The 16,305-nt window shown below is 37.8% G+C and carries 11 protein-coding genes and 2 rRNA genes; 9 read left to right on the top strand and 4 right to left on the bottom strand.

The features are described from left to right. Nucleotides 1-11 precede the first annotated feature (11 nt). Both tsaB and tsaE read right to left on the bottom strand, forming a co-directional pair. A complete protein-coding gene (tsaB, locus tag NST87_RS04405; protein WP_019469543.1) occupies nucleotides 12-674 on the bottom strand; it encodes a tRNA (adenosine(37)-N6)-threonylcarbamoyltransferase complex dimerization subunit type 1 TsaB in 663 nt (220 codons plus the stop codon). Then, complete coding sequence (gene tsaE, locus NST87_RS04400; protein WP_019469542.1) at nucleotides 655-1,116, bottom strand: tRNA (adenosine(37)-N6)-threonylcarbamoyltransferase complex ATPase subunit type 1 TsaE; 462 nt, start codon at nucleotides 1,114-1,116, stop codon at nucleotides 655-657. Before tsaE ends, tsaB begins: the two co-directional genes overlap by 20 nt. A 587-nt stretch (nucleotides 1,117-1,703) precedes the next feature. Between tsaE and ilvD the strand changes: the two genes are divergently transcribed. From ilvD to ilvA, 9 genes are all read left to right on the top strand, one after another. Then, nucleotides 1,704-3,392 carry a dihydroxy-acid dehydratase gene (gene ilvD, locus NST87_RS04395; protein WP_040029793.1) on the top strand — a complete coding sequence of 563 codons (1,689 nt, stop codon included), beginning with the start codon at nucleotides 1,704-1,706 and terminating at the stop codon, nucleotides 3,390-3,392. Nucleotides 3,393-3,404: 12 nt separating this feature from the next. Further along, the gene (gene ilvB, locus NST87_RS04390) at nucleotides 3,405-5,195 is read left to right on the top strand and encodes a biosynthetic-type acetolactate synthase large subunit (RefSeq protein WP_019469540.1); all 1,791 of its coding nucleotides are present in this window, start codon (nucleotides 3,405-3,407) and stop codon (nucleotides 5,193-5,195) included. Continuing rightward, a complete protein-coding gene (ilvN, locus tag NST87_RS04385) occupies nucleotides 5,192-5,665 on the top strand; it encodes an acetolactate synthase small subunit (protein WP_019469539.1) in 474 nt (157 codons plus the stop codon). The genes ilvB and ilvN overlap by 4 nt, the downstream gene beginning before the upstream one ends. A gap of 46 nt (nucleotides 5,666-5,711) precedes the next feature. Continuing rightward, complete coding sequence (gene ilvC, locus NST87_RS04380; RefSeq protein ID WP_019469538.1) at nucleotides 5,712-6,716, top strand: ketol-acid reductoisomerase; 1,005 nt, start codon at nucleotides 5,712-5,714, stop codon at nucleotides 6,714-6,716. A gap of 121 nt (nucleotides 6,717-6,837) precedes the next feature. Continuing rightward, nucleotides 6,838-8,373: a 2-isopropylmalate synthase gene (locus tag NST87_RS04375; protein WP_064264479.1), complete on the top strand. Its 1,536-nt coding sequence runs from the start codon at nucleotides 6,838-6,840 to the stop codon at nucleotides 8,371-8,373. Next, complete coding sequence (gene leuB, locus NST87_RS04370; protein ID WP_040029790.1) at nucleotides 8,370-9,410, top strand: 3-isopropylmalate dehydrogenase; 1,041 nt, start codon at nucleotides 8,370-8,372, stop codon at nucleotides 9,408-9,410. Before NST87_RS04375 ends, leuB begins: the two co-directional genes overlap by 4 nt. Nucleotides 9,411-9,427: 17 nt before the next feature. Beyond that, nucleotides 9,428-10,798, top strand: a complete 1,371-nt coding sequence (gene leuC / locus NST87_RS04365; RefSeq protein ID WP_071560494.1) for a 3-isopropylmalate dehydratase large subunit — start codon at nucleotides 9,428-9,430, stop codon at nucleotides 10,796-10,798. A gap of 1 nt (nucleotide 10,799) precedes the next feature. Continuing rightward, nucleotides 10,800-11,375 carry a 3-isopropylmalate dehydratase small subunit gene (leuD, locus tag NST87_RS04360; protein ID WP_019469534.1) on the top strand — a complete coding sequence of 192 codons (576 nt, stop codon included), beginning with the start codon at nucleotides 10,800-10,802 and terminating at the stop codon, nucleotides 11,373-11,375. A 27-nt stretch (nucleotides 11,376-11,402) separates the two neighbouring features. Next, nucleotides 11,403-12,671, top strand: a complete 1,269-nt coding sequence (gene ilvA, locus NST87_RS04355; protein ID WP_040030621.1) for a threonine ammonia-lyase IlvA — start codon at nucleotides 11,403-11,405, stop codon at nucleotides 12,669-12,671. Between the two features lie 290 nt (nucleotides 12,672-12,961). On the opposite strand, the gene rrf is transcribed toward ilvA, so the two are convergent. Both rrf and NST87_RS04345 read right to left on the bottom strand, forming a co-directional pair. Further along, nucleotides 12,962-13,076, bottom strand: a 5S ribosomal RNA gene (gene rrf, locus NST87_RS04350). Nucleotides 13,077-13,153: 77 nt separating this feature from the next. Continuing rightward, a 23S ribosomal RNA gene (locus tag NST87_RS04345) occupies nucleotides 13,154-16,074 on the bottom strand. Nucleotides 16,075-16,305 lie beyond the last annotated feature (231 nt).

Below are 16,305 nucleotides of genomic sequence, written 5' to 3'. Positions count from 1 at the left end.
CAAACGTATATTTAACTCTTTTTCTGTTGGTTTAACCAATTTCTTTCAGCCTCTGATAATTTAATATAGTTTGGTTTAAATTGATGGATATCTTCAGTAGTTTCAATTAAATGTTTCATATACTTTGCTTTTGGTAAGTTGGGTATGCAATCACTATCTAATAAATCTTTTATTTTTTCAGTATCTATGCCCACAAATACATAGGGTTTCCCCAATCTATGTAATAAGTTGAGAAGTTCTTGTATTGGTAAATATTGATCTGCTTCTATTTGGACCAATTGATCTCCATTAAACTGATAAATGCCAGTGTAAACCGCTTCTCTACGTGCATCAAATATTGGAACCAATAGGCGTTCGTCATCTTGAACAGTGGCAGCAAGTGCTTTTAGTGAAGAAACACCGTATAGTTCAGCATTCAATGCATAAGCTAAAGTTTTAGCAACGGTTACACCAATTCTAAGTCCAGTATATGAACCAGGTCCTTGTGCAACAATAATTGCATTTATTTCTTCTTTTGCTATTTCACTCTCATTTATCAACTGTTGAATGGCTGGCATTAACTGAGTAGAATGATTTTGCTTCACGTTAGTATTGATTTCACTTAATACTACATTATTTTGCATTACTGCAACAGACAATGGTTGATTCGATGTATCAATCAACAGATATATCATATTCAACAACCTCCTTTAACTTTTGATAATGTTCACCGACTGCTTTTATCTCTAAATGTCTTTTCGTCTCATTTATAGTTTTAATATTTATAGTTAGGTGATCATCTGGTAAAAATGATTCGATAAATACACTCCACTCAATCAATGTGACAGCTTCATCTTCAAAATATTCATCAAATCCCAAATCTTCTTCACTATCTTCTAATCTATAGCAATCCATATGATGTAATTTAAATGCACTACCTTGATAAGATTTAATGATATTAAACGTCGGAGAATTTATATTTCGTTTTACACCTATGGCTTTACCAATAAATTGTGTTAATGTAGTTTTACCAGCGCCTAAATCACCATTTAATAAAATAATGTCCCCTGCAGATAAATGTTTCGCTAACACTTCTGCAAAATGTGCCAAACTTTCTAAATCATTTATTTTAATCATATGCCTCTCCTTTTTTAGCAACAGCTCTAAATTAATTTAGTTAGGGTCGCTTATGCTTGAACTTCGCTCAAGTATTTCTATTTACTTCCAAAATATTGTTGATGGATAAAAATGACTAATATATTTAGTAATTACATCAGCGCTTAATGATTATCTACTTCATTAAAAACTTTATTATCATTAAATTAACTATTATAGTTTAACAAATTTTTTCTTATTTTACTTCAAACTAAAACAAGTTCCAACATTTTGAAATTATTTGAATTGATAGAAAATTTAAAAAAATCATTGACAGTAGAAGTTCAGTATAGTAAATTTAATTTATCGAATTTTTAGACAATTCAATTAAACACATTAAAAGATAAACCATTCTAATGGAAAGGAGCATAATGAGATGACCAAATATACAATGCAATACCAACCAACAACTTCAAATATTTTAGTCATTTTATTATGCTATTAGGACTGGAACTTTAGTAAAGAATCTACTAAATGTTTAAGTCCTATTTCTAGTTGAATGGGACTTGAAAGCGTCCCAATTATTTATTGGGACGCTTTTTTATTTTCAAATTTATGGGGGAATTAATATGAGAAGCGATATGATCAAAAAAGGAGATCATCAAGCTCCAGCAAGAAGCCTTTTGCATGCAACAGGTGCTTTAGAAAAACCAACAGATATGAACAAACCTTTCGTAGCTATATGTAATTCATATATCGACATTGTTCCAGGGCACGTTCACCTAAGAGAATTAGCTGATATTGCTAAAGAAGCAATTCGCGAAGCAGGTGCCATCCCCTTTGAATTTGACACAATCGGTGTAGATGATGGTATTGCAATGGGACATATTGGAATGAGATATTCACTGCCATCTAGAGAAGTTATCGCTGATGCTGCAGAAACAGTTATCAATGCACACTGGTTTGATGGCGTGTTTTACATACCAAACTGTGACAAGATTACACCTGGCATGTTATTAGCTGCTGTAAGAACCAATGTTCCTGCTTTTTTCTGTTCAGGTGGCCCTATGAAAGCAGGTTTATCATCACAAGGCAAAGCTTTAACACTTTCTTCAATGTTTGAAGCTGTCGGAGCATTTAAAGATGGTTCAATTTCAAAAGATGAATTTTTGGATATGGAACAAAATGCTTGCCCTACTTGTGGCTCATGTTCTGGTATGTTTACAGCAAATTCAATGAATTGTTTGATGGAGGTTTTAGGCTTAGCGCTCCCATATAATGGTACAGCTCTTGCAGTAAGTGAACAACGTAGAGAAATGATTAGAGAAGCAGCATTTAAACTAGTCGATAATATCAAAAATGACATTAAACCTAGAGACATTGTAACTAAAGAAGCAATTGATGACGCATTTGCTTTAGATATGGCTATGGGGGGTTCTACCAATACAGTATTACACACATTAGCAATTGCAAATGAAGCAGGTATTGATTATGATTTATCAAGAATTAACGAAATTGCGAAGAAAACGCCCTATTTGTCAAAAATAGCACCAAGTTCTTCCTATTCTATGCATGATGTGCATGAAGCTGGTGGCGTTCCAGCTATCATTAATGAATTATTTAAAAAAGAAGGTACACTCCATCCAGACAGAATCACAGCTACAGGTAAAACACTTCGTGAAAATAACGAACAAAAAGAGATATTAAATAGCGATGTAATCAGACACCTTGATAATCCTTACGATAAACAAGGTGGCCTTTCAATCCTATATGGTAACTTAGCTCCTAAAGGTGCAGTCATAAAAGTAGGTGGTGTAGATCCTTCAATTAAAGTCTTTAAAGGAAAAGCAATTTGTTTTGACTCACATGATGAAGCCGTTGAAGCGATTGATAATCACGTCGTACGTGAAGGTCATGTAGTTGTGATTAGGTATGAAGGCCCTAAAGGTGGCCCTGGAATGCCAGAAATGTTGGCCCCTACATCATCTATTGTAGGAAGAGGATTAGGTAAAGATGTTGCATTAATCACTGATGGTAGATTTTCAGGGGCAACACGAGGTATTGCGGTTGGACATATTTCACCAGAAGCTGCAGCGGGTGGCCCGATCGCTTTAATTGAAAACAACGACGATATCACAATTGATTTAACAAACAGAACATTAAATGTAGAAGTTACAGAAGAAGTATTAGAATCTAGAAAGCAAAACTTGAAACCATTTAAAGCAAAAGTGAAAACAGGTTATCTTGCACGCTATACAGCGTTAGTAACGAGTGCTAACACTGGTGGTATTATGCAGGTACCTGAAGATCTCATTTAAGGAGTGAGTATGATGTCTAAACAAACTGAAATACTTGAATATGAAAAATCAGAAAATTTAGATTATTTCGAAACAGCAGAAGCAATTGAACCCGAAGTTGAATTAGAAAAAGAAACAATTGATGAAATGAAATCTGGTTCAGAATTATTAGTAGATTCACTTGTAAATGAGGATGTAGATTTTATATTTGGTTACCCGGGTGGTGCTGTACTTCCACTATATGACACATTTTATGACGGGAAAATAAAACATATTCTAGCAAGACATGAACAAGGCGCTTCACATGCTGCTGAAGGTTATGCCCGTGTTTCTGGAAAAACTGGTGTTGTTGTTGTTACAAGTGGACCAGGAGCAACTAATGCAATCACTGGTATTGCAGATGCCTATAGTGATTCATTGCCGCTTGTCGTTATCACAGGTCAAGTTGCAACAGCTGGTATAGGTAAAGATGCTTTCCAAGAAGCAGACTTGCTTTCAATGACCACGCCGATAACGAAACATAACTATCAGATTAAAAATGTAAATGAAATTCCAAAAATAATCCACGAGGCATTTCACGTGGCCAACACAGGAAGAAAAGGACCAGTAGTTATTGATTTCCCAAAAGATATGGGAATCTTATCTACTAACGCAGAAATTTCAAACGAATTGAATCTACCTGGCTATTCAGTGCCTAATCAACCAGACAAAACAGAAATCCAAAAATTACGTGATTATTTAAAAACTTCTAAAAAACCTGTCGTTTTATCAGGAGCTGGTATAAATCACGCTAAAGCAAATGAAGTTTTCACTGAATTTGTTACACGACATCAATTGCCTGTAGTTAGCACTTTATTAGGTTTAGGTGCCATACCATATGAAAACCCCCTATTTTTAGGTATGGGAGGTATGCACGGATCATATGCAAGCAATATGGCATTAACAGAGTGTGATTTACTCATAAACTTTGGTAGTCGTTTTGATGACAGACTTGCTAGTAAGCCAGATGAATTTGCACCTAATGCAAAAATTGTTCATATCGACATTGATCCATCAGAAATTAATAAAATAATCAAGGTTGATTTAGGCATCATTGCAGATTGTAAAGCAACATTAGAAGCTTTACTTGAATTCGATAGCTATTCAATCAACCATGATGACTGGTTAGAAAATTGCTTTAACAATAAAGCAGAACAACCTTTTGCATACAGTGAAGACCCTGATGATACGTTTTCAAAACCACAACGCACAATTGAGTATATAGGAGAAATTACACAAGGTGATGCAATAGTTACCACTGATGTCGGCCAACATCAAATGTGGGTGGCCCAATACTATCCATTTAAAAATCATGGCCAATTAGTTACGAGTGGCGGTTTAGGAACAATGGGATTTGGTATACCTGCAGCAATCGGTGCAAAGCTGGCCCAACCTGATAAAACAGTTGTCGCTTTTGTCGGCGATGGCGGTTTCCAAATGACCAATCAAGAACTAGCAATACTAGAAGAGTACGGTTTAGATATAAAAGTTGTAATTATCAATAATGGTACGTTAGGTATGGTTAAGCAATGGCAAGATAAATTCTTTAACAAACGTTTCTCTCATTCTGTATTTAATGGACAACCCGATTTCTTAAAATTGGGTGAAGCATACAATGTTAAAGGTTTCCTTATCGATAATCCAACACATTTAGAAGAACAATTAGATGCTGCTTTCAAACATGATGGTCCTGCATTAATTGATGTTCGTATCTCACCTATCGAACCAGTTAACCCAATGGTTCCTAGTGGTAAAGTGAATTATGAAATGGAGGGATTATTATGAGACGCACATTTAGAACAAAAGTTTTAGATAAAGCTGGTACTTTAAATAGATTAACGAGCATCTTTGTTCGCAGACAATTTAACATTGTCACGTTATCAGTTACACCTACAAGAGAAGATGGCGTTTCTAACATCACATTCGTAGCAGAAATTCCAGATTCAGATGTTCTAAGAAATCTAATTAGTCAATTGGAAAAACAAATAAATATCATTGATGTAGAAGATATCACTGATACTAACACTTACAACAGAGAATTGGTGCTTGTGAAATTAGAAACACCAAGCAATCATCAAGACTTGCAAAAAGTAATTAAACCTTATGATGCGCTAGTCTCTATTTTAAAAAATGAAGATCCTTATACCTATCTTCAAGCATCAGGTCCACAATATACAATGGATAATTTATTAGACGATCTATCATCATATAACATTGAACAAGTTTCAAGAACTGGTTCAGCCGGTTTAGTTTAAAACACAAGTCACCAAACTATAATTTAAAAACATGGAGGATTTTATTATGACAACAGTTTATTATGACCAATCAGTAACGAAAGATGCATTACAAGGTAAAAAAGTAGCTATCATTGGCTATGGTTCACAAGGACATGCCCATGCTCAAAACTTAAAAGATAACGGCTATGACGTGATTATTGGCATCAGACCAGGGCGTTCATTTGATAAAGCAAAAGATGATGGTTTCGAAGTATATCCTGTAAATGAAGCAGCAAAACAAGCTGATGTCATCATGGTATTATTACCAGATGAAATTCAAGGACAAGTATATAAAGAAGAAATTGAACCTAATTTAGAGCCAAATAATGCACTTGTGTTCGCACATGGATTTAATATTCACTTTAATGTTATTCAACCACCTGAAACGGTAGATGTATTCTTAGTAGCACCAAAAGGACCTGGACATTTAGTTAGACGTACCTTTACTGAAGGAAGTGCTGTACCTGCCCTATTTGCAGTTGAACAAGATGCTAGTGGGGAAGCTACTGATTTAGCGTTAAGTTATGCAAAAGGCATTGGCGCAACACGTGCTGGCGTTTTAGAAACATCATTTAAAGAAGAAACTGAAACTGACTTATTCGGTGAACAAGCTGTACTTTGTGGTGGTACAACAAAACTAATTCAAACTGGTTTTGAAACTTTAGTTGAAGCTGGTTATCAACCAGAAATTGCTTACTTCGAAGTATTACATGAAATGAAATTAATTGTTGATTTAATGTATGAAGGTGGCATGGAAAACATGCGTTATTCTATCTCAAATACAGCTGAATTTGGTGACTATGTATCAGGACCACGCGTAATCACTCCAGATGTTAAAGATAATATGAAAGCAGTACTTAATGATATCCAACAAGGAAACTTCAGTGATCGTTTCATTAAAGATAATGAAAATAATTTTGAAGAATTCCATAAACTACGTGAAGAACAACATGGACATCAAATTGAAGCGGTAGGTAGAGACTTACGCGAAATGATGCCGTTCATTAAATCCAAGAGTATTGAAAAATAACTAGTTATATGATGATGGTTGAAGAATCAAGCGAAATCCTCTTTTCTTTTAAAGACAAGTTAAGATTCTTCAGCCGACACATCATATTCAACTAAAATCTATTTATTAGGAGATGTTTAAAATGACTAGCCATATTCAAATTTTTGATACAACACTAAGAGACGGAGAACAAACGCCAAGCGTAAACTTTTCATTCGATGAACGCTTGAAAATTGCGAAGCAACTTGAAAAATGGGGCGTTGATATCATCGAAGCTGGTTTTCCTGCTTCAAGTTCAGGTAGCTTTAAATCTGTGGAAGCTATTTCTAAAGCATTAACAACCACTGCTGTTTGTGGCTTAGCACGTTGTGTAAAAAAAGACATTGACGCAGTGTACCAATCGACTAAAGAGGCTGTAAAACCTAGAATACATGTATTTTTAGCAACTAGCCCTATACATCGTGACTCAAAACTCATGATGTCTAAAGAAGAAGTGTTAACATCAATCAAAGAGCATGTTGCTTATGCTACAGAGTATTTTGACGTAGTTCAATTTTCACCAGAAGATGCTACAAGAACAGAACTGCCCTTCTTAATCGAATGTGTGCAAACTGCAGTTGATGCGGGAGCAAGTGTAATCAATATACCTGATACTGTTGGATTTAGCTATCCTACAGAATATGGCAAAATTTTTAAAACTCTCCAAGAAAACGTTAAAACAAATCACGAAGTTATTTATAGTGCACACTGTCACGATGACTTAGGCTTGGCAGTTGCAAATAGTATGGCCGCAATTGAAAATGGCGCAAAACGCATTGAAGGCACTTTAAATGGTATTGGCGAACGTGCAGGTAACACAGCCCTTGAGGAAGTTGCACTTGGCCTATACGTTCGACAAGATCATTATGGTAATCAATCACAAATAAATCTTGAAGAAACTAAAAATACATCTGATTTAATAGCACGATATGCAGGTATTCGAGTCCCAAGAAACAAAGCTATTGTCGGACAAAATGCTTTTAGTCACGAATCAGGTATTCATCAAGACGGTGTTCTTAAAAACCCCGAAACTTATGAGATTATGACACCACAATTAGTAGGCGTCAAAACTACTGAACTACCACTTGGTAAATTATCAGGTAAGCATGCCTTTTCAGAAAAGTTAGTCGCGTTGGGATATGATGTAGATTCTGAAGAACAAAAAGAACTATTTAAACAATTTAAAGCAATCGCTGATAAGAAAAAAGCAGTTACTGACAGAGATATACATGCGCTCATTCAAGGTACTAAACACGAACAAAATGCCATCTATAAAGTAGAGGCATTACAACTACAATTTGTCTCAAATGGACTGCAAAGTGCTGTCGTAGTAATTCAAGATAAAGACGGAAATACGTATCAAGACTCAAGTATTGGAACTGGTTCAATTGTTTCTGTATACAATGCAATAGATCGAATTTTCGATCGCAAAACTGAACTTATAGATTATCGCATTGAATCTGTAACTGAAGGTACTGATGCACAAGCAGAAGTTCACGTGCAAATTAAAATAGGAGATCAAATTGTTACTGGTGTAGGTATTGACCATGACATCTTATTAGCATCATGTAAATCTTATGTTGAAGCACATGCTAAATACGTTTCTAATTCAGAAGTGAAAGAAGGTATTCACTCATGAGTTATAAGATTGTAGCACTTCCCGGGGATGGGATTGGACCAGAAATTTTAAATGGTTCACTAGAAATTCTTTCACAACTAAGTGATATCTATAATTTTAACTATGAAATAGAAACACATGATTTTGGCGGTATCGCTATTGATAATCATGGTACACCACTACCAGATACGACGCTAAACGCTTGTAAACAAGCTGATGCAATTCTATTGGGTGCTGTTGGTGGCCCAAAATGGACAGACCCCAATAATAGACCTGAACAAGGTCTATTAGGTATTCGAAAAGCATTAGGTCTATTTGCTAATATTCGCCCCACTATTGTAACAAATGGTACCAGTCATTTATCACCTATTAAAAAAGAACGTGTAGCTGGTACAGATTTTATTTTAGTGAGAGAGTTAACAGGTGGTATTTACTTTGGCGAACCAAAACATTGGAATGAAGATCAAGCTTTAGATTCCTTAACTTATACACGCACAGAAATAGAACGAATTGCAAGGGTTGCTTTTGATTTAGCTCAAAATCGTCGCAAAAAATTAACTTCAGTAGATAAGGAAAACGTACTAGCTTCCAGTAAATTATGGAGAAAAGTTATAAATGATGTATCTAAAGAATATCCAGAGGTTGAGGTTAATCATTTACTTGTAGATGCTTGCGCAATGCACATCATTACAAATCCTTCGCAATTTGACGTCATTGTAACTGAAAATTTATTTGGAGATATTTTAAGTGATGAGGCATCTGTAATTCCGGGTTCACTCGGTCTTTCGCCATCAGCGAGTTTTAGTGAAAAAGGACCAAGACTCTACGAACCAATTCATGGTTCTGCACCGGATATTGCAAATAAAGATATTGCAAATCCATTCGGCATGCTTTTATCAGTGGTTATGTGTTTAAGAGAAAGTCTTGATGCTCCTGAAGCAGCTCAAAAGTTAGAATCAGTCATATATCAACTTATCGAAAATGAAAAAACGACTAAAGATCTCAATGGTAATTATAAAACAACAGATATTTTTAAATTCATTAAACAAAATCTTTAAAAAGGAGGAGATGTCATATGGGTAAAACATTATTTGACAAAGTTTGGAATAAGCATGTCTTAACTGGTAAAGAAGGTGACCCACAATTATTATATATAGACCTACATCTAATACATGAAGTCACATCTCCTCAAGCTTTTGAAGGACTCAGACTACAAAATAGAAAGTTGCGTAGACCAGATCTAACATATGCAACACTAGACCATAACGTCCCTACAGTTGATATTTTTAATATCAAAGATGAAATTGCTAATAAGCAAATAACAACACTTCAAAAAAATGCAAAAGAATTTGATGTGCATATTTTTGATATGGGGTCTGATGAACAAGGTATCGTGCATATGGTAGGTCCTGAAACCGGACTTACACAACCTGGAAAAACAATCGTATGTGGAGACTCACATACTGCCACACACGGTGCTTTTGGGGCAATTGCATTTGGTATTGGAACGAGTGAAGTAGAACATGTTTTTGCAACACAAACATTATGGCAAACAAAGCCTAAAAATTTAAAAATTGATGTAACTGGTGAATTACCTACAGGTGTATATGCAAAAGATATTATCTTACATCTTATTAACCAACATGGTGTTGACTTTGGTACTGGATATGCGCTTGAGTTTTCAGGTGAAACCATAAGTAGTCTATCAATGGAAGCTAGAATGACTATTTGTAATATGGCAATCGAAGCAGGTGCAAAATATGGCATGATGGCTCCGGATGAAACTACATTTGAATATGTTAAAGGAAGACCGTATGCAACAAATTATGCATACTCTGTAGACGAGTGGCGTGAATTATACACAGACGAAGATGCAAATTTTGATAAAATCATACAACTAGATGTATCTGATTTAGAACCACAAGTTACTTGGGGTACTAGCCCTGAAATGGGTGTTAGCTTTAATACACCATTTCCCGAAATCAATGATGTTAATGATGAACGTGCCTACAACTATATGGGGTTAAAACCAGGCCAAAAAGCAGAAGACATTGATTTAGGTTATGTATTTTTAGGTTCCTGTACGAACGCCCGACTATCTGATCTAATAGAAGCGAGCCATATTGTAAAAGGAAATCAAGTGCATCCTAATATTACAGCAATCGTTGTGCCTGGGTCTAGAACTGTAAAGATAGAAGCAGAAAAGCTAGGTCTTGATAAAGTATTTAAAAATGCTGGATTTGAATGGAGAGAACCTGGTTGTTCAATGTGTCTTGGTATGAACCCAGATCAAGTACCTGCTGGTGTGCATTGTGCATCAACAAGTAATCGTAATTTTGAAGGACGTCAAGGCAAAGGCGCACGAACACATCTAGTCTCCCCTGCTATGGCAGCTGCTGCCGCTATTAATGGCAAGTTTGTAGACGTAAGAAAGGTGGTTGTATAATATGGAAATTCAACCAATCACAACCTATACTGGTAAAGTTGTGCCACTGTTCCATGATAATATAGATACTGACCAAATCATTCCAAAAGTGCACCTAAAACGAATTTCTAAATCTGGATTTGGACCTTTTGCCTTTGATGAATGGCGCTACTTAGAGGATGGATCCGACAATCCAGATTTCAATCCAAATAAACCAGAATACCAAGATGCCACTATTTTAGTAACGGGTGATAATTTTGGTTGTGGCTCGAGCCGTGAACATGCAGCTTGGGCAATTAAAGATTATGGATTTGATATTATAATTGCTGGTAGTTATAGCGATATATTTTATATGAATTGTACTAAAAATGCGATGTTACCTATCGTATTAAATGCAGATGAGCGTCAATATATTGCCAATGCAGGCAAAGTCACTGTTGACTTACCTAATCAAACAGTAACTGCAAATAATAAATCATTTCACTTTGACATTGACGGAACATGGAAAAATAAACTTGTTAATGGACTTGATGATGTTGCGGTAACACTACAATACGAAGATGAAATTCAAGCTTATGAAACATCAAAAACTTTTTAACGAAACTTAAATAAAGGTGTGAAATTTATGGCTGTTAAAACAACTGTTTCTTCAAAAGATATAGATGAAGCTTTCTTACAATTGAAAGATGTTGTTAAAGAAACTCCTTTGCAAAAGGATCATTACTTATCTCATAAATATGACTGTGATGTCTATTTAAAAAGAGAGGACTTACAATGGGTTAGATCATTTAAATTGAGAGGTGCTTATAACGCAATTATAGCGTTAAATGAAAGTGATAGACAAAACGGTATTACATGTGCAAGCGCAGGTAATCATGCACAAGGTGTTGCATACACGGCTAACAAACTTAATTTAAATGCTGTTATATTTATGCCTGTGACTACGCCTCTTCAAAAGATAAATCAAGTGAAATTTTTTGGTGGAAGTAACGCTGAAGTCGTACTCATCGGTGATACATTTGATGATTGTCTAAAAGAGGCGCTCACGTATACACAAGATCATAAAATGAATTTCATCGATCCATTTAATAATATTTATACAATCGCTGGCCAAGGTACACTAGCTAAAGAAATTTTAGAACAATCTAAAGAGGACAACGTACAATTTGATTATTTATTTGCAGCTATAGGCGGTGGTGGATTAATTTCAGGGGTAGGTACTTACTTTAAAGAACATTCACCACAAACTTCTATCATTGGCGTAGAACCTGCTGGCGCTAGTAGCATGTATGCTTCGGTTGTGCTAGAAAATCAAATTGTAACTTTACCTGAAATTGATAAATTTGTGGATGGTGCATCTGTAGCAAAAGTCGGTGAAATCACATATGATATCGCTAAAAATGTAGTTGATGACTACGTACAAGTACATGAAGGTGCTGTATGTTCAACAATATTGGACATGTATTCTAAACAAGCAATTATTGCTGAACCTGCTGGTGCTCTGAGTGTTTCAGCATTAGAACAATATCGTTCAGAAATTAAAGGTAAAACAGTTGTTTGTGTCGTAAGTGGTGGTAACAATGATATTAACCGCATGAAAGAAATCGAAGAACGTTCTTTATTATTTGAAGAAATGAAACATTATTTCATTCTCAACTTCCCACAAAGACCTGGTGCATTAAGAGAATTTGTAAATGATGTGCTTGGACCAAAAGATGATATTACTAAATTTGAGTATCTTAAAAAAAGTTCTCAAAATACAGGGACTGTTATCATCGGTATACAATTAAATAATCATCAAGATTTAGATAACTTAAAGTCAAATGTAGATGAATTTGATCCTTCAAATATCTACATTAATGAGAATAAAATGCTTTATTCACTATTAATTTAAAAAGTCTAGCGTAAGCTAGACTTTTTAATTTATGTTCAATACGAATTTAACATTTTCAATTTATTGTTCTAATGGTACTTATGCATGAGTTTTAGCTCATGCATTCCTTTTACTATTTCACGCTTTCCTCACTCACTTACCACTTGTAAGCTCGTTTCGTTTTTCGTTCACTTCGTCAGCTTCAAGCGCTTTCTTTTGTCAGCTTGCAGTTCTTCGAACTGGAAGTTAAGCTCCTTTTTTGGTAAAAAAAAGAGACCTTTCGGTCTCGGCTCATCGCATCCTATTTAATTGCCTGGCAACGTCCTACTCTTGCGGAACGTAAGTCCGACTACCATCGGCGCTAAGGAGCTTAACTTCTGTGTTCGGCATGGGAACAGGTGTGACCTCCTTGCTATAGTCACCAGACAATATCATGTATAACTATTATACATTCAAAACTAGATAGTAAGTAAAATTTAGTTCAACCAACAAAACTTTTAAATTTGATTAAGTCTTCGATCGATTAGTATTCGTCAGCTCCACATATCGCTATGCTTCCACCTCGAACCTATTAACCTCATCATCTTTGAGGGATCTTATAACCGAAGTTGGGAAATCTCATCTTGAGGGGGGCTTCATGCTTAGATGCTTTCAGCACTTATCCCGTCCATACATAGCTACCCAGCGATGCCGTTGGCACGACAACTGGTACACCAGAGGTATGTCCATCCCGGTCCTCTCGTACTAAGGACAGCTCCTCTCAAATTTCCTACGCCCACGACGGATAGGGACCGAACTGTCTCACGACGTTCTGAACCCAGCTCGCGTACCGCTTTAATGGGCGAACAGCCCAACCCTTGGGACCGACTACAGCCCCAGGATGCGATGAGCCGACATCGAGGTGCCAAACCTCCCCGTCGATGTGAACTCTTGGGGGAGATAAGCCTGTTATCCCCGGGGTAGCTTTTATCCGTTGAGCGATGGCCCTTCCATGCGGAACCACCGGATCACTAAGTCCGTCTTTCGACCCTGCTCGACTTGTAAGTCTCGCAGTCAAGCTTCCTTGTGCCTTTACACTCTATGAATGATTTCCAACCATTCTGAGGAAACCTTTGAGCGCCTCCGTTACTCTTTAGGAGGCGACCGCCCCAGTCAAACTGTCCATCTGACACTGTCTCCCACCATGATTAATGGTGCGGGTTAGAAATCCAATACAGCGAGGGTAGTATCCCACCAACGCCTCCACGTAAGCTAGCGCTCACGTATCTAAGGCTCCTACCTATCCTGTACAAGCTGTACCGAATTTCAATATCAGACTACAGTAAAGCTCCACGGGGTCTTTCCGTCCTGTCGCGGGTAACCTGCATCTTCACAGGTACTATGATTTCACCGAGTCTCTCGTTGAGACAGTGCCCAAATCGTTACGCCTTTCGTGCGGGTCGGAACTTACCCGACAAGGAATTTCGCTACCTTAGGACCGTTATAGTTACGGCCGCCGTTTACTGGGGCTTCGATTCGTAGCTTCGCAGAAGCTAACCACTCCTCTTAACCTTCCAGCACCGGGCAGGCGTCAGCCCCTATACATCACCTTACGGTTTAGCAGAGACCTGTGTTTTTGATAAACAGTCGCTTGGGCCTATTCACTGCGGCTCTCCTGGGCGTGAACCCTAAAGAGCACCCCTTCTCCCGAAGTTACGGGGTCATTTTGCCGAGTTCCTTAACGAGAGTTCGCTCGCTCACCTTAGAATTCTCATCTTGACTACCTGTGTCGGTTTGCGGTACGGGCACCATAAATCTAGCTAGAGGCTTTTCTCGGCAGTGTGAAATCAACGACTCGAGGAAACAATTTCCTCTCCCCATCACAGCTTGACCTTAAGAGTGCCGGATTTGCCTAACACTCAGTCTTACTGCTTGGACGTACAATCCAATCGTACGCTTCGCCTATCCTACTGCGTCCCCCCATCGCTTAAAACGATACATGGTGGTACAGGAATATCAACCTGTTATCCATCGCCTACGCCTATCGGCCTCAGCTTAGGACCCGACTAACCCAGAGCGGACGAGCCTTCCTCTGGAAACCTTAGTCAATCGGTGGACGGGATTCTCACCCGTCTTTCGCTACTCACACCGGCATTCTCACTTCTAAGCGCTCCACATGTCCTTACGATCATGCTTCAACGCCCTTAGAACGCTCTCCTACCATTGTCCTACGGACAATCCACAGCTTCGGTAATATGTTTAGCCCCGGTACATTTTCGGCGCAGTGTCACTCGACTAGTGAGCTATTACGCACTCTTTAAATGATGGCTGCTTCTAAGCCAACATACTAGTTGTCTGGGCAACGCCACATCCTTTTCCACTTAACATATATTTTGGGACCTTAGCTGGTGGTCTGGGCTGTTTCCCTTTCGAACACGGACCTTATCACCCGCGTTCTGACTCCCAAGTTAAATTGATTGGCATTCGGAGTTTGTCTGAATTCGGTAACCCGAGAAGGGCCCCTCGTCCAAACAGTGCTCTACCTCCAATAATCATCACTTGAGGCTAGCCCTAAAGCTATTTCGGAGAGAACCAGCTATCTCCAGGTTCGATTGGAATTTCTCCGCTACCCTCAACTCATCCGCTCACTTTTCAACGTAAGTCGGTTCGGTCCTCCATTCAGTGTTACCTGAACTTCAACCTGGTCAAGGGTAGATCACCTGGTTTCGGGTCTACGACCAAATACTCAACGCCCTATTCAGACTCGCTTTCGCTACGGCTCCACATTCACTGCTTAACCTTGCATCAAATCGTAACTCGCCGGTTCATTCTACAAAAGGCACGCCATCACCCATTAACGGGCTCTGACTACTTGTAAGCACACGGTTTCAAGTTCTCTTTCACTCCCCTTCCGGGGTACTTTTCACCTTTCCCTCACGGTACTGGTTCACTATCGGTCACTAGAGAGTATTTAGCCTTGGGAGATGGTCCTCCCGGATTCCGACGGAATTTCTCGTGTTCCGTCGTACTCAGGATCCACTCAAGAGAGAACAGATTTTCGACTACAGGATTATTACCTTCTTTGATGCATCTTTCCAGATGCTTCGTCTAATCTATTCCTTTGTAACTCCGTATAGAGTGTCCTACAACCCCAACAAGCAAGCTCGTTGGTTTGGGCTATTCCCGTTTCGCTCGCCGCTACTCAGGGAATCGATTTTTCTTTCTCTTCCTGCGGGTACTAAGATGTTTCAGTTCTCCGCGTCTACCTTCGATACGCTATGTATTTACGTATCGATAATACGACATAACTCGTATTGGGTTTCCCCATTCGGAAATCTTTGGATCACAGCTTACTTACAGCTCCCCAAAGCATATCGTCGTTAGTAACGTCCTTCATCGGCTTCTAGTGCCAAGGCATCCACCGTGCGCCCTTAATAACTTAATCTATTTGCTTTCAACTCGACAACCGTCGGTTGAAAACCCAAAATGTTATTAATCTGTGAGTGTTCTTTCGAACACTAGCGATTATTTCTTTTTGAATTCAAGCTTATTTAAAACTCTTATTCACTCGGTTTTGCTTGGTAAAATCATAAATTTTACTTACTTATCTAGTTTTCAATGTACAAATCATTAAAGAATACTCGAATGAGCATTCAAAACTGAATACAATATGTCA

This window comes from Staphylococcus sp. FSL W8-0271 (assembly GCF_038006605.1).
Taxonomy (GTDB): domain Bacteria; phylum Bacillota; class Bacilli; order Staphylococcales; family Staphylococcaceae; genus Staphylococcus; species Staphylococcus cohnii.
This window is presented reverse-complemented; position numbering and strand designations above follow the sequence as displayed.